At 70.8% G+C, this 21,285-nt stretch carries 15 protein-coding genes, 2 pseudogenes and 1 riboswitch; of the genes and pseudogenes, 6 read left to right on the top strand and 11 right to left on the bottom strand.

Annotated features, from left to right (window positions below):
- Positions 1-156: 156 nt before the first annotated feature.
- Positions 157-345, bottom strand: a riboswitch (cobalamin riboswitch).
- Positions 346-534: 189 nt separating this feature from the next.
- Entirely contained in the window at positions 535-1,350 is an 816-nt protein-coding gene (locus tag ABZ449_RS12435) for an alpha/beta hydrolase (protein ID WP_360344488.1), read from the bottom strand.
- Between the two features lie 266 nt (positions 1,351-1,616).
- Here ABZ449_RS12435 and ABZ449_RS12430 point away from each other — a divergent pair, with 266 nt between their 5' ends.
- Positions 1,617-2,795, top strand: a complete 1,179-nt coding sequence (locus ABZ449_RS12430) for an alpha-hydroxy-acid oxidizing protein (RefSeq protein ID WP_360344485.1) — start codon at positions 1,617-1,619, stop codon at positions 2,793-2,795.
- Positions 2,796-2,870: 75 nt separating this feature from the next.
- Here ABZ449_RS12430 and ABZ449_RS12425 read toward each other — a convergent pair whose 3' ends face one another.
- The 3 genes from ABZ449_RS12425 to ABZ449_RS12415 all read right to left on the bottom strand — a co-directional run bounded on the left by ABZ449_RS12425 (position 2,871) and on the right by ABZ449_RS12415 (position 5,298).
- A complete protein-coding gene (locus ABZ449_RS12425) occupies positions 2,871-3,395 on the bottom strand; it encodes an alpha/beta hydrolase (RefSeq protein WP_360344596.1) in 525 nt (174 codons plus the stop codon).
- 90 nt (positions 3,396-3,485) lie between these two features.
- Positions 3,486-4,295 (bottom strand): alpha/beta hydrolase, encoded by an 810-nt coding sequence (locus ABZ449_RS12420; protein ID WP_360344482.1) that lies wholly within the window; start codon positions 4,293-4,295, stop codon positions 3,486-3,488.
- A gap of 34 nt (positions 4,296-4,329) precedes the next feature.
- A complete protein-coding gene (locus ABZ449_RS12415; RefSeq protein WP_360344479.1) occupies positions 4,330-5,298 on the bottom strand; it encodes an FUSC family protein in 969 nt (322 codons plus the stop codon).
- A gap of 385 nt (positions 5,299-5,683) precedes the next feature.
- Between ABZ449_RS12415 and ABZ449_RS12410 the strand changes: the two genes are divergently transcribed.
- The 3 genes and pseudogenes from ABZ449_RS12410 to ABZ449_RS12400 form a co-directional block, all read left to right on the top strand.
- Entirely contained in the window at positions 5,684-6,847 is a 1,164-nt protein-coding gene (locus ABZ449_RS12410; RefSeq protein ID WP_360344476.1) for a helix-turn-helix domain-containing protein, read from the top strand.
- 165 nt (positions 6,848-7,012) lie between these two features.
- Entirely contained in the window at positions 7,013-7,816 is an 804-nt protein-coding gene (locus ABZ449_RS12405; RefSeq protein ID WP_360344473.1) for a metallophosphoesterase, read from the top strand.
- Positions 7,817-8,213: 397 nt separating this feature from the next.
- Positions 8,214-8,345: pseudogene (locus ABZ449_RS12400) on the top strand (3-hydroxyacyl-CoA dehydrogenase family protein); the annotation flags it as partial.
- A 528-nt stretch (positions 8,346-8,873) separates the two neighbouring features.
- Here ABZ449_RS12400 and ABZ449_RS12395 read toward each other — a convergent pair.
- A pseudogene (locus ABZ449_RS12395) lies at positions 8,874-9,778 on the bottom strand (rhodanese-like domain-containing protein).
- A gap of 671 nt (positions 9,779-10,449) precedes the next feature.
- A complete protein-coding gene (locus ABZ449_RS12390; protein ID WP_360344470.1) occupies positions 10,450-11,499 on the bottom strand; it encodes a M12 family metallopeptidase in 1,050 nt (349 codons plus the stop codon).
- A gap of 298 nt (positions 11,500-11,797) precedes the next feature.
- On the opposite strand from ABZ449_RS12390, the gene ABZ449_RS12385 reads away from it, so the two are divergent.
- Positions 11,798-12,913, top strand: coding sequence for an oxygenase MpaB family protein (locus ABZ449_RS12385; protein WP_360344467.1), 1,116 nt, complete (start codon positions 11,798-11,800; stop codon positions 12,911-12,913).
- A gap of 72 nt (positions 12,914-12,985) precedes the next feature.
- Here ABZ449_RS12385 and ABZ449_RS12380 read toward each other — a convergent pair whose 3' ends face one another.
- The 3 genes from ABZ449_RS12380 to ABZ449_RS12370 all read right to left on the bottom strand — a co-directional run bounded on the left by ABZ449_RS12380 (position 12,986) and on the right by ABZ449_RS12370 (position 15,141).
- Positions 12,986-13,321 carry a hypothetical protein gene (locus ABZ449_RS12380; protein ID WP_360344464.1) on the bottom strand — a complete coding sequence of 112 codons (336 nt, stop codon included), beginning with the start codon at positions 13,319-13,321 and terminating at the stop codon, positions 12,986-12,988.
- A 247-nt stretch (positions 13,322-13,568) separates the two neighbouring features.
- A complete protein-coding gene (locus tag ABZ449_RS12375; RefSeq protein ID WP_360344461.1) occupies positions 13,569-13,940 on the bottom strand; it encodes a DUF6508 domain-containing protein in 372 nt (123 codons plus the stop codon).
- Positions 13,933-15,141: an ADP-ribosyltransferase gene (locus ABZ449_RS12370; protein WP_360344458.1), complete on the bottom strand. Its 1,209-nt coding sequence runs from the start codon at positions 15,139-15,141 to the stop codon at positions 13,933-13,935. Before ABZ449_RS12370 ends, ABZ449_RS12375 begins: the two co-directional genes overlap by 8 nt.
- 1,061 nt (positions 15,142-16,202) lie before the next feature.
- On the opposite strand from ABZ449_RS12370, the gene ABZ449_RS12365 reads away from it, so the two are divergent.
- Positions 16,203-17,471 carry a phophatidylserine decarboxylase associated domain-containing protein gene (locus ABZ449_RS12365; RefSeq protein ID WP_360344455.1) on the top strand — a complete coding sequence of 423 codons (1,269 nt, stop codon included), beginning with the start codon at positions 16,203-16,205 and terminating at the stop codon, positions 17,469-17,471.
- Positions 17,472-17,507: 36 nt separating this feature from the next.
- Here the strand turns inward: ABZ449_RS12365 and ABZ449_RS12360 are convergent, their stop codons facing one another.
- Together ABZ449_RS12360 and ABZ449_RS12355 are read right to left on the bottom strand one after the other, a co-directional pair.
- Positions 17,508-17,696 (bottom strand): hypothetical protein, encoded by a 189-nt coding sequence (locus ABZ449_RS12360; protein ID WP_360344452.1) that lies wholly within the window; start codon positions 17,694-17,696, stop codon positions 17,508-17,510.
- A gap of 195 nt (positions 17,697-17,891) precedes the next feature.
- The gene (locus ABZ449_RS12355; RefSeq protein ID WP_360344449.1) at positions 17,892-21,251 is read right to left on the bottom strand and encodes an SdrD B-like domain-containing protein; all 3,360 of its coding nucleotides are present in this window, start codon (positions 21,249-21,251) and stop codon (positions 17,892-17,894) included.
- Between the last annotated feature and the right edge of the window lie 34 nt (positions 21,252-21,285).

Here is a 21,285-nt window from a genome sequence, read left to right as displayed (position 1 = left end):
TCTCCTCAGGAATCCGGAGACGGCACGAAGGCGGGAAGGGATGACGAAACCGGGCAGCGGCCGCAGTGAAGGTACGGTCCTGGTCCGCCTGGTATGGTCGCCGACCCGCCCTCGAGGTCACCGGATGGCCGCGCGCGTTCGGTCGCGTGCGGGCAGTGGCAGGTCTTCGGACTCGCGGGCACACCCGCCCTCTCGAAGGCGGACACCTACTGGCCGTCGCTTCCCAGACCCGGCCGGGCCCAGTGCGTATGACGGCGGTCGTTCCCACTCACCGCTGCGGGGCAGTCCCGGATTCCCACCGGGTTCCCTCTTACGACGCGCCTGCCTGGCGGACAGGGCGAACCAGCTGCCAGGCCAGCCTAGAGGAAGAACACCGGCTTCCGGCCGAGGAACCGCTCGATCGTCCGGATACTGAGACATCGTTGAAGATCACGCCCGACCGGCTGCCCCGTGGTCAAGGTGGCGTCACGTATCGCAAGGACAGCCGGAGATCATCCCTTGTCTGCCGGGCCGTGCTCTGACCGGGGCCAGGGGTCAGCCTCCGGAGCCCACCGAGTCGGCGAAGGCGACCAGCCGCGCGCTGACGGCCTCGGGCTGGTCGACGTGGGCGGCGTGGCCCGCGCCGTCGAAGACCGTGGAGGTGGCCCCGGGGTTGAGGGCGGCGGTGGCGGCGGCGTGCTCGGCAGGCCAGAACTGGCTCTCGGCGCCCGCGGTGATCAGCACCGGGACCTCGGCGCGGGCGACGACGTCGCGCCAGTCCTGGCGGGAGTGGTCGAGCAGTAGCGGGTGGGTGTCAGGGGTGATCAGGATCTCGGCTCCACGCCCGTCGGCCGCCTTGATCGCGGCGTCGAGATCGGCCGGGTCACGCCAGGGACGGCCGTGGCCGGTGGCGAACCAGTCCGGCGTTGTGAAGAAGGTGCCGAGGTTCTCCTCGGTGAGGCCGTAGAAGCCGTACGGCCAGTCGGCGCTGTTGACCATCCTCGGGGTCTGGTCGACCGTGGCGATCCCGGCGAGGCGTCCGGTGCCGAAGAGGCTGACGTAGGCCCAGATCGTGTTGGCGCCCATGGACTGGCCGACGGCGACGACGTCACGCAGGTCGAGGGCGGTGATCAGGTCGTCCAGGTCCTTGCCGTGCCGGGAGAGCCGCTGCCCCCAGGAGGGCCGGTCGGACTGCCCGTGCCACCGCCGGTCCAGGGAGATCACCCGGCGGCCCGCCTCGCGCAGAGGCGCCCACTGCAGCGCCCAGTCGTCGGCCGGCGCGCCGTAGCCGGGGACGAGCAGCACGGGCCGGCCCTCGCCCTCGTCGTAGTAGTGCAGCTGCACGCCGTCGTTTGTGGTGATCCGGGGCACGGGGTCTCCTTGCAGGAGGAGCGGTCGCTGGACTGGTTCATCGTGCGAGGGTGCGAATCGGTGCCCTTCGCGACGCACGCGGGATTCATCCGATCGGCGGAGTCGCCGGGGCCGCCGCCGGGGGCCGTTTGTCGCCACCGACAATTCGCCGCCCGTACCTACTGGCCCCGAGCACATGGTTCCCGCGCACCCCGGGCGGCACGGTGGGAGTGCGGCTTGGGGGACGGCCCCCAGGCCGCCCATGGTGAGAGGAACGGAGACAGGCGATGGATGTGAACTCCCAGGGGCAGTTCGGGGACTTCCAGAACGAGATCTACTTCGACGGGCTGTCGGGCGTGCTGCCGACGATGCCGATGGCCTTCGCCGAGCTGGAGGCTCGGGCACAGGCCGCACTGCCGCCGTCGGTGCTGTCGTACGTGGCCGGCGGCGCCGGGGACGAGTCCACCCAGCGGGCGAACGTCACCGCGTTCGAGCGGTACGGCCTGGTGCCGCGGATGATGGTCGGCGCCACCGAGCGGGACATGAGCGTCGACCTGTTCGGCCTGCGACTGCCGTCGCCGCTGCTCATGGCGCCGGTCGGGGTGATCGGCCTGTGCGCGCAGGACGGCCACGGCGACCTCGCCACCGCGCGGGCGGCCGCCCGCACCGGCGTGCCGATGGTCGCCTCCACTCTCACCGTCGACCCGATGGAACAGGTCGCCGCCGAGTTCGGCGACACCCCCGGCTTCTTCCAGCTCTACACCCCCACCGACCGGGCGCTCGCCGAGAGCCTGGTGCACCGGGCCGAAGCCGCCGGGTTCAAGGGAATCGTGGTCACCCTGGACACCTGGCTCACCGGTTGGCGCCCGCGTGACCTCACCACCAGCAACTTCCCGCAGCTGCGCGGCCATGCGCTGGCCAACTACACCTCCGACCCGGTCTTCCGGGCCCGCCTCGCCAAGGCCCCCGAGGAGGACCCGCGCGCCGCCGTCCGCGAGTGGATCGGCATCTTCGGCAACCCCCTCACCTGGGACGACCTGCCCTGGCTGCGATCGATCACCGACCTGCCGATCATCCTCAAGGGCATCTGCTCCCCGGAGGACACCCGCCGGGCCAAGGACGGCGGAGTGGACGCGGTCTACTGCTCCAACCACGGCGGCCGGCAGGCCAACGGCGGCCTCCCGGCCCTCGAAGCCCTGCCCGGCGTGGTCGAGGCCGCCGACGGCCTGCCGGTGCTGTTCGACTCCGGCGTCCGCAGCGGCGCCGACGTCGTCAAGGCCCTCGCCCTCGGCGCCACCGCGGTCGGCGTCGGCCGCCCGTACGCCTACGGCCTGGCTGTCGGCGGCACCGACGGCATCGTGCACGTGCTGCGCTCGCTCCTCGCCGAGGCTGACCTGATCATGGCCGTCGACGGCTACCCGACCCTCACCGACCTGCGCGCCGAGGACGCGATCCGCAAGCTCTGACGCATCGCCGACCGAATCGGCCCGGCCCCAACTGGTGGCCGGGCCTTCGGCGTTCGCAGACGAAGCCGCACCACGTCAGGCGATGACGCGCGTGAGCCAGCCCAGCAGGTCGGCGGTGACCTCGTCGCGGTTCGTCTCGTGCAGCACCTCATGCCGGGCGCCCGGGTAGGCGCGGTGGGTGACGTCGATCAGTCCGGCGGCGCGGTAGCGGCGGGCCACCAGGTCGCGTGGGTGCAGGCCGGCGGCCACCGGGTCCTGGTTCCCGCCGAAGATGTAGACGGGCAGGTCAGGCCGTAGTCCGACCGGGGCCACCAGGCGGGGCGCGGCGGCGGCGAGGCCGGCCGGGCCCTCGGCATCGACGGAGAAGCCGCAGAGCGCGTCGGCGAGGTAGTCGTCGACGGCGGCGTGGTCGCGGGTGAGCCAGTCGACGGGCGTCCGGGCGGGCTCGAAGGGCCGGTTGAAGGAGCCCAGGACGTCCGGTCCGGTGTCGTCGCCCATGCGTGCGGCGAGGTGGTCGACGGCGGCAGTGCCGCACAGGGCGAGACCGGACAGCCACTCGGAGTGGTCGAGGACGTACTGCTGGGCGGCGAAGGAGCCGATGCTCCTGTGGGAGTGACACGGGACGGCCCGGGCCGCGGAGGTCGTCCGCGGCCCGGGCCGTCCGGCTCGGTGGGTGGGGTGGGCGTTCGCTCAGGCGAGTGAGGCGGCGAAGTCGGTGATCAGGGCGGCGACCGCGTCGGGCTGGTCGAGGTGGGTCGGGTGGCCACCACCCGGGACCACGGCGGCGCGGACGAGGGGGCTCAACGCGGCGGTGGCGTGGGCGTGTTCGGCGGGCCAGAACTGGCTGTCGGCGCCGGCGACGATCAGGGCCGGGACGTCGAGGCGGGCCACCACGTCGCGCCAGTCCTGGCAGGCGTGGTCGAACAGCAGCGGGTAGCTGTCCGGGGTGATGTCGCGGGCCAGGCCCCGCCCGCCGGCACGGCGGATCAGCGCGTCGGTGGCCTCCGGGTCGGGCCAGGCGCGGCCGTGGCCGGTGTCGATGGCGGCCGGATCGAGGAAGAAGGTGCCCAGGTTCTCGTTCGTCAGGCCGTAGTAACCATGCTGCCAGTCGGGTGAGTTGACCATCTTCGGGGTCTGGTCGACGGTGACGATCCCGGCCAGCCGGTCGCCGCCGAACAGGCTCGCGTAGGCCCAGATCGTGCTCGCGCCCATCGACTGGCCGACCACCACGGCGTCGAACAGGCCCATCTGGATGAGGAGTTCGCGCAGGTCCATGCCGTGCCGGGAGATGCGGTGCCCGTACGGGGGCCGGCCGGACTGGCCGTGCCAGCGGCGGTCCAGCGAGATCACCCGGTGCCCCGCGGCGCGCAGTGCGGCCCATTGGAGGGCCCAGCTGTCGGCGGGGGCGCCGTAGCCGGAGAGCAGGACGATCGGGCGGCCTTCGCCCTCGGTGTCGTAGTAGTGCAACGTGGCGTTGTCGCCGGTGACGATGCAGGGCATGGCGGACCTCCTGGGTCGGTATCTCTGGGAGCGGTCAGGCCGTGGTGCGGCGGTGGCCGCGGAACGGCTGGCCCACCACGAGCGCGATGGCGCAGGCGATGAGCGTGTCGGTGAGGCGGGCGGTGATCACCGTGCCGTCCGAGGGCGGACCGGGCACGGCCAGGACGAGGACGATCACGCTCGCCAGGGCGGTGTGCAGGATGTAGGAGAGGTCGGTGGCACCCGGCAACAGCGCGCCGATCAGCAGCGCCAGCACCACCAGGGCCCACCCGGACAGGTGCGGCGCGAGCAGGGCGGCCGCCAGGACGCCGACGACGGTGCCGAGCACCCGGTCGGCCACGCGGCGGACGACCGACGGATCAGCGGGCCGGAAAGCGAGTGCGGCGGTGAGCGGCAGCCAGAACGCGTGCTCGGGCCGCAGCAGTGCGGCCACGACGGCGGCCAGTCCGACGCACAGCGCGAGCCGGAGCGCGGCGCCCAGGCGGCCCCGGTCGGGCAGGGCCGGCAAGCGGGGCCGGAAGGCCGGCCGTCCGGCCCGCAGCCAGGCGACGCCGATCAGCAGCGCCATCGGCAGACAGCCGAGCGCGTACTGCGCCACGGCGTCCCCGGCCGGGGCGCTTCCGCCCAGGCCCATCCCGATGGCGGTCAGCACCATCAGCTTGAGCCCGGCCAGCTGATCGGCGGCGCGGGCGCTGCCGAGCAGCCCGGCGCACAGACCCGCCACGGCCATGCAGCTCACCTGGCCCGGTCCCCGGGCGGGCGCGAGGCAGCCGAGCAGCAGCCCGCCCGACCCACCCAGCAGCACACCGCCGAACCGGGCGATCCGCTCCCCCACCGGCCCGCTGTGGTCCCCGTTGACACTGCACACCGCCCCCGCCACGGCCAGCGGCACCCCGGCCCGGCCGAACAGCAGGATGGCGACGGGCAGCGCCAGGGCGATCACCAGCGCGCTGCGCAGAGTCCGGTCCCACGGCACCGAAGCGAGTCGACTGGGGCGGGGCATGGCGGGCGGGTTCCTTTCGGACGCGGCGGGCGCGGTGCGGGACGTCGTCGGGGCCGGTAAGACCTCGAGGCGCTGCTTGAGCTGGGCGAACAGTCACGGTGCGGCCAGGGAGTTCGACGACGCGGGTTCCGGCCGGGCGGGCCACCCGGGGGCCGACCTCGGCGATCCGGCCGTCCTCGACCAGGACCTCCAGGTCCTCGGCCGGCCGCTCGGCCAGGACCTCCCAGACACGCTCGGCGGCGACCACCACGGGGTTGCTGTTCACGGTCTCGTGCATGTGCCGGCTCTCCTCGCCTCCACGCCGAAATCTGTCTCCACCCTCGCTCCGGCGGTCGCGGCCTGCCATGGAGCGCGACACAGCGTTGGGTGAGCGAAACTTGTCGCCATGGACAAAGTCGCCGAAACCCCGGGCCAGGCCGAGCAGAACGACCGCCTCCGCGTGCTCGCGGCCGTGCCCTTCGAAGAGGTGGCGGCGCGGGCCGCGGCCACCGTGGTGCGCGAGATCGCCGCTTACGGGGAGCGCGACCCGGAGCAGGTCACGACGGAGCTCCTCGCCGTGCTGCGCCCCGTTCTCGCCATGCTGCGGGAGGACCGGGACGCGGCAGCGGAGGAGCAGGAGTCCTTCGCCGCGTTCGGCGCCCTGCGGGCCGAACAGGGCATCGGCCTGGAACCGCTGCTGGAAGCCTTCCGGCTCAGTACCCGGCTGGCCTTCGACACCCTCTACGAACAGGCCCGGTCCGCGGCCGCGCCCGAGACCGGCATGGAGCTCACCCGGGACTTCTGGGCCGCCTGCGACCGCCTTTCCACGGCGATGGTCCGGGGCTACCGCGAACGCGAACTCGCCGACGCTCAGGCGGCCCAGGAACACCGCACGCTGCTGCTGCGGCAACTGCTGACCGGTGAACTGCCCGCCGACTGGCTGCCGTCGGCCGCCGCCACGCTCGGCCTGGACCTGCGCACCGAGTACCGGGTCTGCCACGCCCGCCCCGCTCCCGGACGGGACATCGCCGACGTGGAACGGGCCCTGCGCCGCCACACGACCACCGTACTGGCCGAGCCGGGCATGGGACGGGTGATCGCCCTGACCACCCGCCCGCTCCCCACCTCCTTCGATCTCCCCGCCGGGATCGGCGAACCCAGGCCCCTGGCCCGACTGCGCGAGTCATTGGCCCAGGCTGAGCGGGCCGACGAACTGGCCGTCGCCTTCGACCTCGACCGCTGCGTCGCGAACGGCGAACTCCCGCTGCACTCTGCCGTGTTGACTCTTCCGGTGGTCGGCGAACAGCTGGCCGAGCGCTGCTTCGGCCACACCGACGGCGCACGCCGTGCCACTCTGGTGCGAACCGTCGCCGCCTACCTCGCCGCCGACGCCAACGCCGACCAGGCCGCCGCCGCCCTCTTCGTCCACCCCAACACCCTGCGCTACCGCATCCGCTCCCTCACCACCGCCACTGGCCTCGACCCCGCCCGCACCGAGGACGCCCTCACCCTCTGGTGGGCCGTACGCCACCTGGAAGCGACCGCGCACGGCAGCCGCCGAGTCCTCTGAGCACCGGCCGCGATCCGCGTGACGAAATTGACCCGGCCGAGGTCGAACAGGCCGCCGGACCACGGGAGTTCCACACTGCAGCGCGGGACGGACGGATCCATCGCCGTCGGCGGGCGGTCATAAATGCACACCGGCGCCGCAGCTCCCCTGGTAGCGTCCCGGCCCGTGCCGAATCCGAACACCCCCCTGTACGTGGCTGCCGACATCCACGGTCACCGCTCCGAATTCCGGGAAGTACTCCGCAACGCGGGGCTCACCGACGGTCAGGGACGGTGGTCCGGGGGCAGCGCCCGGCTGTGGCTACTCGGCGACTACGTCGATCGCGGTCCGGACGGCATCGGCGTCATCGAGGACATCCGGAGACTGGCAGCGGAGGCTGCGGCCGTCGGCGGCGACGTGGGAGCACTGCTGGGAAACCACGAGGCGCAACTGCTCGCCGCCCACCGCTTCGACACCGCACCCGTCCCCGGGTGGGAGCAGCCCGGGGGCTTCCGGGCCGGCTGGGCACGGTTCGGCGGCCGCGAGGAGGATCTCCGCCGCCTCACCCCGGAGATCACCGCCTGGATCACCGCGCTTCCCGCGGTCGCACTCGTCGACGACCACCTCCTCGTCCACTCCGACACCGTCCGGTACCTGGAGTTCGGCTCGACCGTCGCGGACGTCAACAGCGCCGTGTCCGCCGCCCTGAACCGCCCGGACGCCGCCGGATGGCTCGAGCTCTGCGACCGCCTGAAGGACCGGGGCGCCTTCCGCGGCACCGGGTCCGCGCACACCGACGACCCCGTGTCGACCATGCTGCGAACCCTCGGTGGGGACGTGCTGGTGCACGGGCACAGCACGCTCATCAGGGGCTTCGGCATGGCTCCCGACGACGTCCGGGACGTCCTGCGGTACGCCGACGGCCGGGTCGTCGCAGTCGACGGCGGCGTCTACGAGGGAGGCCGCATCCTGCTGGCCCGCCTCGCCTGAAGCCGCGGCCACGGTCGCGGTGCCGCCGGTCGCGCCGGCTCGTCGACGCACCCCGCCCGACCCGCACAGCAACCAGGCCTGGACGGTGCCGCCCCGCCGGCCGGCGGACCCGGCCGGGTGCACCCTCGGGCTCGCGGTCTCCGTCGTGAACGTCACCGACCGCCACCATGCCGCCGTGGAGGCAGCCGCGCACCGCCACCCGGCGGACCACAGGCACGCGGGCGGCACGCTCGGCGACGACGGGAGCCGCCGGACACCGGCTCATCCGGCGGTGGGCCGACGGTGCCCGGATGCGTGATCACCTGCCGGTCGATCGGCGTGCGGGTGATGCGCGGCCGGCCGGCCCGGACGGGAAGGTGCCGTGCGGACGGTTCACATCGTCGGCGCGCCGGGCCGCATCCCCGGCTTCGTCGCCAACCGCCCGCAGTCCGCCCTGTTCCGCGAGTGCGTGCACCTGGTCGCCCAGGGCGTGGTCACCGAGCAGGAGTTGGACGACATCGTCACCGCCTCGATCGGCCTGCGCTGGGCCGACGAGACCCGGTGCTCGCTTCCACCGCTCGCCTGCCCGAGGACTGGACGGTGGCCAGTTCCCCTGCCGACCCGGCCCGGTACATGTCCGTCCCCGGCCCGGTGACCATCGTCTGCACGTACCAGGGTCTCGGCGTGGCGAGCGCCTCCCAACTGCTGCACGACATACCGGAGTTTGACATCGGCGTGATCGACGAAGCCCACCGCACAGCAGGTGCGGCGGGGAAGGCGCGGGCGCCTCGAAATCCCCGTCCAACGCGACACCCGACCGGCGGCACGCAGCCCAGAGCCCGTCACATCGGACGGGCGCACTGCCCCGGACCGCTCCGAGGCCTGACCCTGGGCGTCGCCCTCGTTGGGCTGCACGAACCACCGCCCCCGGGGGCATCACGCCCAACCCGCGTCGGCCGTCGCCGTGCCCCGGCCCCCGGACGGCGCGCCGATGGGTTGGTGTCCTGGGGGCCACGTGGCGGGAACAACCCTCGGGATCGCCCCGCGGCCGAGAACGGGTGGGCCGGGGCCGCCGGGTTCAGTCCTGGGCGGGGTGGGTGAGGGTGTGCCAGGTGGTGTAGCCGCCGAGGAGGTCGGAGACGTCGGGGTGGCCGTGGTGGCGGAGCAGGCTGGCGGCGATGGAGGAGCGGTGGCCGCCGGCGCAGTGGACGACCATCGGCGGTGAGGCGGTTGCGGGGGTGAGGTCGTCGGCGAGGGCGGGCAGGGCGTTGCCGGGGTTGCGCAGGTAGCCGGCGATGCGGTCGAGGCCGATGCGGGCGAGGCGGGTGACGACCTCGTCCTCGCGGTCCTGCGGGGCGATGATCGCGATGGTGCTGTCGGGGGTGAGGACGGTGCCGGCCTGTTCGGCGAACCGGCCGTCGAGGGGGCGTTGACGGAGCCGCGGAGGTGTCCCGCACCGAAGTCCTGGGGGCTGCGGGCGTCGAGGACGACGGCGCCCGTGGCGCGGGCCTCCTTGAAGCCCTCGGGGCGCAGCGGACGGGCGGCGTTGGTGCGGTCGAGCAGCGGGCGGTCCTGCCGGTTGAGGGCCGCGTCGTGGCCGACGTAGGCGGGGCGGCGGACTGGCCGGCGGTGACGATGCGGACGAAGGTGTCCTCGGATAGTTCGAAGACCAGGATGCTGATCGACTCGGGCGTGTGGCCCGGGGTCTCCATGATCTGCAGGGTGACGTCGCCGAGTTCGATCCGTTCGCCGTCGGCGAGCTTGCGGATGGGGTAATCGGTCTCCGCGCGGCGCCCGTACCCGATCCAGGCGCCGGTGCGGTCGGCCAGTTCGAGGTGGCCGGCCAGGAAGTCGGCGTGGAAGTGGGTGTTGATGACCGCCTCGACGGTGAAGCCGTGGGCCTGGGCCTCGGCGACGTACTCGTCCACGTCACGGCACGGGTCGACCACGACGGCCCCGGCCGGTGCGCTCGTCGGCGATCAGGTACGAGGCCTGGGAGAGGCAGTCGAGGTAGAACTGGGCGAAGTATCTCGACCGATCCGGTAGGCAGAACGTACAGGTGGGAGCTGGGCAGGGGAAGACGGTGAGGTCGGGGCGAGGCACGTGGTTGAGCGGATAACCGGGCGTGCGTCAGCCGCACGGCAGGCACGGCTGACGCCTTGGACATGGATGCGCTGACCTGCGGAGATGCCTCGCCGATCAACTGTCGGGGTTGCCGTGCGACGAGTCTGAAACGATCTCGCCCGAGTCGCACGAGAGGCCCCCGAGCAGGCCTCCGGACGTCCCGTCGGAACCCCACATGGATGATGAGTGTTCTCATGTGTTCGCGTGTGCGACAGGGTGTACTCATCCCGATGCTGACCTCTTGCTGACCGGTCTGACCAACCATCAGGGGCCGAAAACACCACCTCGGCCCGCTACACCGCCTTGGTCCCGGTCCGTACGGGGCCAGCCGGCGATGAAGTGGCCGGGCAGGTAAAGGCCCTGGACTGCATCGCCTGGCTCAGCCTGAGCAGCACATCGACCTCGGCCTGCCAACCTGCCAGGAAGAACTCCATAAGATCCACCACCAGCAGCGGGACAAGATGTACCGACCCAGCCCCACTTGCCGGACCGAGCGCCGTGTCGAGGGGCCCGGCCCGGTCCGCACCCGGTTACTTGTACATGGCCTTGACCGCGGCGATGTCGCCGGCGGACAGCTGGGTGGTCTCACCCAGGACGAGTCCGGCGGGGAGCTTCTTCAGCGGTGTGATGGTGTCCTTGCCGTTCTTGGAGTACGACTTCGTCCCGTAGTGCATGATCGACGCGTAGTCGTAGTCCGTGCCGAAGGTGCTCTCGTTCTTCTGGATCTGGAAGTTGTGCTTCTCGGATGACTGGATGTTGTCGAAGGAGATCTTGACGTAGGTGTCCCGGTCGGGGCGCTCCTGCTCGTGATAGAGACCGACGGCGTGGCCGATCTCGTGGATGAGCTCGACGGCGTCACAGGAGTCGGAGTTGGCGATGTTGACGGTCTGCCGCCCGCCGACGCGGCCGACCTCGGAGTTGCAGCCGCCGTCCTTGCTGGGCTGGAACTGCACGTAGTCGGGGTAGCTCTTGGCGTTCTCGGCGGTCCGGGCGACGAACCTGATGGGGGTCTTCTGCTGCCAGTGGGCGATCGCGTCCTTGACGTCCTCCTGCTGGTCCTTGGAGAGCTTGGAGTCGACCAGGTAGGGGATGGTCGCCTTCTTCCAGCGGTACTTGGTCTTCGCCCGGCCGAGGGAGCGCCGGCCGGAGGAGTCGATGGTGAAGTCCTCCTCGACCACCGGGGTGTCGTCCCCGTTCAGGGCGATGACGACGTGGCCGCCGAGGGGCTCCTCGAAGTCCAGGCCGCCCTCGCTCTTCGGGATGTCCACGGTCAGGCTGCGGACGGTGTCGTCGCAGGTGATGTCATCCACGTCCGCGCTGCCGGCGGCCTCCTCCTCGTCGCCCAGCTCCTGCTCGAAGCCGACGGTCAGGGAGGTGGCGGTGTCGGGCAGGCAGCTGTAGGAGAGGACCGCCGTGACGGTGTCGGCCGCCTGGAAGGCCAGGCTCTCCAGGGCGACAGTGCCCTCCGGTGCGTCCGGATCGGAGTCGTCTGCGGACGCCGACGGGCTGAGCGGCCCGGCGAGGGCCGCCAGCAGCAGGACGGAGACGGCGAGGTGGGTGACGGATCGGCGGATGACCATGGGGCGTTCAGTGTTCCCTCGTGCTCAGGAGGCGGGCGCCGGGCCCGGTGAGTCCGACGTCCTCGACGGGACCGCACAGGTCATTTGATCGCGTACATAGTGGATGCGGCGGGGAGCCCTGGCGCATCGCGACACGGGGCCGACCGGGAACGGGTTCAGTCGCGGCAGCCAGCGTCATCCGGACGGAGTCGCACTCCTCGTCGAATGCCGCCGCGCCCTCGTTCAGGTGAGGCCGCCTTCCGCCCCTCAGCCTTGTGGTACGCATACGCAGCACCATCAGGATTCGAAGGAGGACCACATGGCCGTCAACGGCTGGACGGATGAACTGCTCGACCGGATGCGCACCGTCGGCGACCCGCTCGGGGACACCGCCATCGCCGAGACGTACGAGCTGGGGCAGCAGGAACAGGTGCGGCAGGCGCTGCTCGGCTTCGGCCGCAACAGCGATGCCGTCCCGGCCGGGCTGCCGCCCGCGCTACAGCGGTACTTCGAGGAGACGGCCGTCCTGCCGCCTTGGGCGGACCGGGCCCTGATGGACCGTGGTCACGAACTGCTCGGCCGCTACCAGCCCCTCATCAGCTCGATCCTGCTCTGCGGCTCGCTCCCGCTCTGCTACACCTGTGGCAACGGGGCCGAGGTGCTCGTCCGCTCCCAGCGCCTCACCTCCGGGGTGTTCCGACGCCTGGCGGAGACCTCCCAGTTCGTCGTCGACGTCCTCGACAACGACGGCCTGGGGCCGAGCGGGCGCGGGCTCCGCTCGGCCCAGAAGATCCGCCTGCTGCACGCCACCATGCGCTACCACGTGTCCCAGCTCGGCGACTGGGACGCCGCGAAGTCGGGGGTGCCGGTCAACCAGGAGGACCTGGCCGGCACCCTGCTGACCTTCTCGGTGCTGATCCCGCAGGGCCTCGCCCGACTGGGCGTCGACCTGCTGCCCGAGGACCGGGACGCCTACTTCCACATCTGGCGGGTGGTAGGCCACGTCCTGGGCGTCGACGAGCAACTCAATCCGGCCAAGTTCGGCGACGGAGAGGCCCTGCTGGACACCATCATCCGCCGCCAGCAGCGGCCGTCGGAGGCCGGACGGGTGCTGACGAAGGGCGTCCTGGACTTCATCCGGGAGGTGCTGCCGTTCCCGCCGGGTGCCGGTCCGACCCTGATCCGGCACCTGATCGGCGACAGGTCCGCCGACGTCATCGCGGTGCCCCCGGCGGACAGCCTCACCAAGCTCGGACTGAGCGCCGGGGGCCTGTCGAACCTCGGCTATGCCAAGGCCGGCGACACCCTGCCGCCACTCGCGCAACTGGCGAGCCAACTCAGCCTCCTGGTCTTCAAAGAGGGGCTGCTGCTGACCAACAAGGGCCGCCGCAGGCAGTGGCAGGTCCCCACCGGCCTGACCGACGCGCCGGCCTGACCCGGTCAGGGCGCCCCTCCCGGTGAAGCAAGGCCGGGTCCTGCCACGAGTCCGGCGGGACCCGGCATCACGTCAGTTCCGGTAGCACAGGTAGACGTACTTCCCGCCCGCCTCCTTGTTGAGGTCGACGTCGATCAGCTCGTAGCCGGGAGGCGGCGTCCTCGAGAACGTAGAGGTCGTTGATGGCGTCATCCGTCCGGGCATCCGAGGACGGCGTCGCGGTGTACTGGCCGCCGTTGGCGGTGTGCCGGCCCCAGCGGTCTTGCCGGTCCGGATGGACCACAGGAACTGCCCGCCCTCGATGGCCTCCTGCATGCCGATGTAGGAGTGGTCGGTCGTCTCCTTGAGCTGCGCGCAATCGAATTCGCTGGACCAGAACACGTTCCCGCCGCCGGAGCTCTCCAGCACGATATCCCGGAATTCGACGTCCTTGACGGGCTCCTCCGTGGGGAATGACCAGTCCGATTCGAAGTTCGGCGTGTGGCCGGTCGTCGGCGTGGTGGTCGGCGTGTCGGCAACGCTCCGGCCCGCCCCACACCCGGCCAGGACCAGGCAGAGCCTGGCCGTGGGGGCCGGTACCGACGGTGCGCCGTGCGAAAACGCGTCATGGATTTCCGAGAGAGGCCGTGCGGTTCACCCGGTCGTGGACGGCGGCTCAGAGCTCGCCGCTCTCCTCCAGTGCACGGAGGCGGTCGACGATCCCGGCGAGGATTCCCGTCCGGTCGATCTCTTCGAGGTGACCGTCGACGAAGCGGTCGATCCGCAGGTGTGCGGTGGTGATCCGGCGAAGCGTCTGCGTGTCGGCCCCGGCGATGAACTCGGGATCCGAGATCCGACGGTCCTGGTAAGGGGCCCAGTTCATCCAGTCGAACCCCTCCTCGGTCAGCCCGAGGGCCGAGGACCCGACAGCGAAGTGCTCGGCAGAGGTCATTCCCAGGGGAAGGGGAGCCTGGGCTTCGGCGGCCTCCGGCGCCGGGCGGTAGAGGGCGATGATCTCGCGGGCCGAATCCGGTGTCAGCTCAGGCATTGTCCGACCCTCCACACCACTTGGTCAGGATCTCGTGAGCGGTGAAGCGCCAGAGATGGGAGGAGCTCTCCTGCTCCTTCTTGTCCAGCTTGTAGCTGAAGTCACGGTGGAACAGCACTTCGTCCTCGTCAGGATAGGCCGAGTAGTTCCACACCTCGACTCCGGATTCGCTGTCGAGCGTCAACTTGACGTTCCCGGGCCAGCCCTCGGCGACCGACGCGGTCTTGGTCGCGCTCGTGTAGCCCTTGTTCGTGGTGGTCAGGCCCACCGTTTGCTTGTCGATCTCCGACTGCTCCATGGTTGCACCGCGGTAGACCTTCCCGGGGTGGAGCTTCAGGTTCCACAGGCCGGAGTCGATGGCCTCGACGAGCGGGAACATCTGGCGGTACTCCGGGTCGGTGGGATTCTTCCTGTACAACACCGAGTTGATGGCCTGGTAGTAGTTGGTCGTGTAGATGCAGACCGCCAGGGCCTGGCGGTGGGTCACCGACAGGGGCAGCTGCCCGGCCTGCCGGAGCTTTTCGACCCGGGTCTGTGCGTCCGCGACGAACGTGCGGTAGAAGTAGGGAGGTTTCTTGCTGTCGGGCAGGTTCAGGCAGAACACGTTGGCGTAGTCGTTCTTGATCCCGGTGAACGTGGGTTTGAGTTGCTTGCCGAGATCCTCGGTCAACGCCACGATGTTCACGGCGCACAGCGTTCCGGTGCCCAGCGATTCGTGGTGCGCTGCGGCCCAGGTGAGTGCCGACAGTACGTCGGCCGCTTTCGCCCCGCACGCTCCGGCGCACACCAGGGGCACCGCGACGCGTACCGGGTCGGTGGGAGAGAAGCAGGCCAAGGCCTGGAAGATCTTCCAGACGGATGCCACGGTGTCGGCGCCCGTCTCCTTCGGTTCGAAGACCAGGATCCGTTTGAACTGGACCCCGGTGTTCGTCACCGGTTGTGAGATCCAGCAGGACAACTGCTCTCTGTAGTCGGCCTCCTTCTTCTTCGCCAGGTCTTCGACGGAGATGCCTGCCTTGGAGAGCGCTTCGAGAAGGGTTCCGTGTGCCGGGGTGTAGTCGTCGGGCCGACAGGAGACGACGAGGACGTCGACCGCATCGTCCGGTGCCAGCTGTGTCAGATCCCCGTACAGGAACCGGACCGTGCCTTCGTGGGGGCGGGGATGGTCGACGGTGAAGCTGTCGATCAGTGTCAGGGCCATGGTTCGTCCGCCTTGAGCTGCTCGAAGAGCGCCGTGGGGAGGAGCCCACGACCTCTGAGAGGCTAGGAGCCTGAGGCCTTCACCGCTTCAGCCACGCCGCACGACGCGGCTCGCGCCGCCCCAAAGGCGGTGAGGCCGGCGCTGGGACGGAGTAGGCGCCCTGCGGTGGAGAAGGACTCCGGGCCAGGGACGTCTGCCGGGCCCTCGGCCTTGCCCCCGAGCCACGACACACCGAAGCCACCCGCGCCCCGGGTGCCAACCCGCCTGACCGTTCGATCCGCTTCTTGGCGGTGAATTCCGCCTGGTTTAGCAATGCGGAGAAATGTTCCCACCAATGCAGAACTTCCAGGCATTTCGGGCCATGCACCTTGGTGATGAATTCGATAAAATGGGTCAAAACACTCGTCGTAAGCCATCCCTAAATGCCCACTCACAACCGACTTCACAGTCGGGACGACAGGATTTGAACCTGCGCCCCCTTGCCCCCCGCGTCACCTCGGCAGCCGCTGACAGTTCTTGACGCAGTCGGGGGCGGCGGCCTTGTTCTCGGGTCCGGGACCGGGGCGCCGCGTCGAGGAAGGCCGCGGAATGGCCACATTGGCCGCATTCTTGTCGGACTTCGCATACTCGGCGGCGCCCGGCATCCTCAACTCCTCTGTGATAGGAGGCCAGTTGACAGAAATTCAGGGTCAAGGAACGACCATCGCGGCCATATCGACCATCCGATACACGGATTCGCCGGCTCGCCACAAGGGCACTCGGATCGCCTACGATCCACCCGCCCGTGACTCTTCGCCTGCCGCGAGCCCCTCGGGGAAGGGATAAGGGGCGGGGGGCTCGGACATTCCGGGGCGCTTACGCCGCCCGGACGGCTCGCCTACCGACAATGGAGCACGGCCGATCGCGAGCCCCCGGGGAGACGGAGACGGTGGGCATGGGCGTGGGCGTGGAGGGCGAGCCGGGGCCCCGGGCGCCGCGGGCCGGGAGGGCGTGGCTCTCTCCGCAGAGGTCGGCTCACCACACACCCTGCCCGGTCAACCCATCCAGAGGAAGGAAGCCCCGTGACGACCGTCAACGGTGACCGCTACTCCGCCCAGGCCGTCGAGGCCCGCTACCAGAACTCGTTCGGCCAGGTCGCCGGATACCTGCCGCAGGACCGGAACATCGTCTACGCCTGGCTGGACGAGCTCGGCGAGCAGGTCGAGCGGCGGCGGACACAGCGCATCCTCGTCCGGCACGACTCGGTGGCCGAGCTGGCACGGCTGATCGACCGGGATCCGGTGGTGCGGATGTACGTGACCCTGATGATCGAGCAGGCCAAGGAGTACCGGAAGGACGGGGTGCGCGACGTCCCCGATCTACTCGACCACCTCGACATCATCGTCAGCTGGGCCCCACGCTACTTCGACAAGGTCCACTTCCCGATGTCCGCCCTGTTCGTCGACATGATGTTCACGCCGGCCGGCGAGGCGGCCTTCCGCAACCGGGACCTCAACAGGGCGCTCCTGGGGATCCTGCGGGAGTGGTGCAGGTATCTGGACAGTCCGGACAGCTGCTGGGTCCTCACCGACGAGCAGTGGCTGTCGCCGGCGGCTTGGAAGGAGCTCAAGCTCGGGGACTTCGAGGTGGATCCGAAGAAACCCCATGGCGGGCTGCTGTCGTTCAACGACTTCTTCCACCGGGAGATCAGACCCGAGAAGCGCCCCGTCGCGGGCGCCGGGGACCCCGAGGTCATCGTCGCCCCGAACGACGGCAAGGTGGTCAGGATCCAGCGGAACGTGCAGCGCACCGACGAGTTCTGGGTCAAGGGCCAGCGCTATTCCCTCTACGACATGCTGGACGGTAGCGATCTGACGGACGGCTTCGTCGGAGGCGACGTCTACCAGTCGTTCCTCTCCGGCGCCGACTACCACCGCTGGCACGCCCCGGTCGGCGGCACGGTCATCAGCACCCGGGTGGTCGAGGGACTGACGTTCACCGAACTCGAATCGGCGGGCCACGACCCGGACGCCGGAATCCAGTCGCAGGTCTACGAGGCCTCGGTCAACGCCCGGGCCCTGATCTTCATCAAGAGCTCCGACCCCATCGGTACCGTCTGTGTGATGCCCATCGGCATCACCGAGATCTCCTCGCTCACCATCGGGGTCGAGCCGGGGCAGAAGCTGGAGAAGGGTGCCGAGCTGGGCTACTTCAGCTACGGCGGCTCCAGCATGGTCGTGGTCTTCCAGCCAGGTGCCGTGGCGGCCTTCGACGTCCCGGACAACACGACCGGGGACGTGACGAAAGGTCAGTGGTGCGCGGTCAACTCCAAGATCGCCCACACCGACTGAGAGCCACGGCGTCCGGGGGCGCTTCCACGGCGTGACCTACGACGCCAGGGGCACCGCGGTGGAAACCATGGCCTCCAGCCCCGCGGGCTGTTCGCCCTTGGGCAGGGCCAGGTTCCGCAGGAGGTAGCACTCGGCGAGCGTCCTCGCCGCGTACTCGGACAGGCTCACGCTCTCCGGCGGGGAGTGGATGTTGCACAGCGGTTCCTCGCAGCCGACCACGAGCACCGTCGCCTTGGGGTTGATCTCGTGGAGTTCGGTGACCAGGGGAATCGCACCCCCCTTGGCCGATGAGCCGGACCTGCTTACCGGGGTAGCCCTGGCGCCCGCATCCTCTGGGATGCGGGCGCCAGGGCGTCGAGGGGGCCTGTCCAGCCGACGGTGTCGGCGGGCGCGGTCGTTCATGGTGCTCCGGTGGACCGATCAGCTGTGTCGGCCCCGACGGCGCCGGGCGATCACCGTGAACAGCACGCCGAAGCCCAGGGCTACGGCACCGAGCACGGCCGGCAGCAGGCCCGGCCCACCGGTGTGGGGCAGCTCGCTGCCGCCCTGGCCCGGGGACGGCTGCTGCGGATCGTGTGACGGCGCGCCGGGCTCACCCGTGCTCGGGGGCTCGCTCGACGACGGGGCGTTCGACGGGCCGCCCGACGGCGACGGTGAATTCGTCGGCGTAGGAGTCGGCGAACCCGTCGGAGACGGCGAGTTCGTCGGCGTCGGCGTAGGAGTCGGCGAACCCGTCGGAGACGGCGAGTTCGTCGGCGTCGGCGTAGGCGTCGGCGAACCCGTCGGAGACGGCGAGTTCGTCGGCGTCGGCGTAGGCGTCGGAGTAGGAGTAGGAGTCGGCTCCTCCGTCGTCACCAGTCCCATGTCGAGGTCCAGGTTCCGTGTGCCGCCCGTCAGCTTGACGTTCTGGGTGGCACCCGTCTGCGGGTCCGCGTCGGAGTCCAGGGCGCGGTCCTTCCCGGCCCCGCGAACGGTGACCTTGGCGTCCTTCGGAATCGTCGTCAGGTCGAAGTGGACGGCGTACTCCCCGTTCGGCAGCCTGTCGAACAGGTAGTGCCCGGTGGCGTCCGTCACGGTCTCGACGGGCTTGCCGTCCTTGTCCCGGACGACCCGGCCGGACGCGTCGAGCAGCTCGACGCGCACGCCAGGCACCCCGGGTTCGCCGGGCTGCTGGACGCCGTCCTTGTTGAGGTCGTTCCAGACGAGGTCGCCGAGCGCGTTGTCCGGCGGGGCGGGCCACTTCACGCCGACGCCGACCTTGGCGGGCTCGGCCGGCAGCAGCGGGTGTCCGGTGGCGTCGGTCGCGGTGTAGGCGAAGCTGTTCCAGGCGAAGTCGGACTCGCCCGCGTCGATCGAGGCGACCGTCGGCCAGGTCAGCGTGAACAGCCCACCGGGCGCGAGGGCGCCCGGCCGGCTGACCCGGAACCAGGTGGCGGCACCGGGCCCGGGGAAGTCCGTGCTCCACGTCGCGTTCTTGTCGCAGGGTCCGGGCGAGGCCAGCTCGCCGGGCAGGCACGGGTCGGCCGCGGTGGTGTACTCGATCTTCACGGTCGGGTCGCTGGAGACCAGCGGCTTCACCAGCGAGGGCCGCCAGGCGGAACCACGCGGGATGTCCGGCCGCAGCACGTACGCGTCACCGCGCACCGGCATCCTGTCGTACGCGACGAACTCGGTGACAGGGTCGGGCGAGTCGTTGCGCACGGTCATCCGGTACGAGACGTCGCCGCCCGGGGTGGCCGCGCCGATGCTGACGTACTCCTTGTCGAGGTCGCCCTTGACCTCCTTGAACGAGCGCAGCACGGCCGGGACCTGCACCTCGACCTGCGAGGAGGCGTGGCACATGGTCTCGGTGGCGTCGCCGTCGCCGTTGAGGTCCCGGTCGTCCTTCACGCCGCTGTCGGAGCCGTAGTAGAAGCAGGAGACCGGGTCTCCCTTGCCCTCGGCCGTCACGTAGACGTCGTTGGTGAGCGTGCCGGGGCGGGCGCTGCCCGCTACCTGGACGTCGATCAGGGTGCGGTAGGCCAGGTCGTCGTGCAGGTAGGTCATGTCGGGGCTGCCGGCCGGCCAGGTCAGTTTGAGCAGCTGGCGGCCGTCCGGGCCGGGCAGGACGGTGACGGACTGCGGGGCGGGGGCGTGCGGCCGGCTCGGGTCGGGGCGGGCGCTGCCGTCGACGTAGACCATGCCGGGGGGCAGCAGGTCGTAGAGGACCAGCGGCCGGTCGAGCGTGCGGCCGGTGCGGTTGAACGGGGTGACCCGGAAGGTCGCGACCGCGCCGGGCGAGAGGACGGCGCCGGCGGCGGTGGTCTTCTCGGCGCCCAGGTTGGTGGTGGCCTTGACGGTCGTGTCGGCGCAGGCGGCCGCGGTCGAGGTCGCGCCCCGCGCGTCGGTGCCGAGCACGTCCACGCAGTTGTGCAGCGGCGCGGGGGCCGGGCGGCCGTCGTGGCCGGTGGCGAGGACCTGGGTGCTCAGCAGGACGGCGTTGCCGGGGCTCCAGCCGGTGGGGATCGGGCCGGTCCAGGTGAAGCGCAGCCCGTCGAGGCGGCGGCCCTTCGGGATGCCGAGGACGTCGTTGGCCGGGTCGCCCGTGCCCTCGGCGAAGGTGATCCGCCGCTGGGTGGAGCCGTTGAGCGGCTGGCGCGGGGTGAAGGTGTACCAGGACTGGTTGTCGAGCCGGTAGTCCAGGCGCAGGTTGATCCAGTTCGGGTTCCACGCCTCCAGCTGGATGGCCTGCGGGGCGAGCCAGTTGTAGAGGCCGGCGGTGGTGCCGTCGCCGGGCTCGGTCATCATCAGGCTGGTGGCGGGGCCGGCGGTGTTACCGGCATGGAGGGCGATCGTGGCCACGTCACCGGAGGCGGTGCTCTGCTGCCACACCTTGGACGCGGCGACCTTGATGCCGGTGGTGGGCGGCTGGAAGACGGGGCTCTCGGCGGTGGCGGTGGAGAGGTCGCGTATCGGGTCGGGGCCGAGCGGGTCGCCCTGGAGGACCACGCTGTTGGGCGACTTGGTGCCGCTGGGGAACGAGGCCTGCGGGTAGTCGACCACGAGGACGCCGGGGTTGCGGCAGCCGGCCTGGTGGTTGCCGGCCCGGAAGGCGCCGATGTCGTAGACCCAGGTGGTGGAGCCGGGCGGGTCCTGCTTCCAGCCGGGCGAGCGGCCGGTGTCGACGACCGCGCCGGGCGGCAGGGTGTCGACCAGGCGGGCGGCGTCCAGGTCGACGTTGGGCACCCCGTCCTGGGAGCAGGCGCTGAACTGGTACGTCACCTTGCGGCCGTCCTGGCTGCTGGTCTGCACGCCCTTGGTGACGGTGTAGTCGGGCTGGACGACGGCGGTGGTGTCGGCGGTGCCGGTCTGCGGCTGCTCGCCGTCGGCCGTCAGGACGGCCCTGTTGGTGCTCTTCGTCCCGTTGGCCGTGGTGAAGTTCGGGTACTTCAGGACGACCTTGGCGACGGCGGTGGTGCCGGGCGGGAGATCGAGCAGCTTGACGGTCAGGGTGCCGCCGACGCTGCCGACGGCCGGCACGGTCGAGCCCGCGACGTCGACGGTCGAGGGGTCCGGCATCCAGCCGACGAACTCCATCCCGGCCGGGAGGGTGTCGGTGATCAGCCCGCCGACGCACTCGGTGACCGAGCAGGTGTACCGCAGGTTGTAGGTGACGTTCTCGCCGGGCGCCGGACTCGCCTTGTCCACCGTCTTGGTGAAGCTGACGGCGGCTTGGGCTGACGGTGCGGCGAGAGTGCCCGTCAGCAGGGTGCCGCCGAGCAGGCTCAGGACGACCGCCATGCGTGGCAAGCGTGAGGGTAGGTGAAGCTTCCGC

The sequence above is a fragment of the Kitasatospora sp. NPDC005856 genome, assembly GCF_040629945.1.
Classification (GTDB): Bacteria; Actinomycetota; Actinomycetes; order Streptomycetales; family Streptomycetaceae; genus Kitasatospora.
The sequence above is the reverse complement of the archived record's forward strand: the minus strand, read 5'-3'. Positions and strand labels throughout refer to the sequence as shown.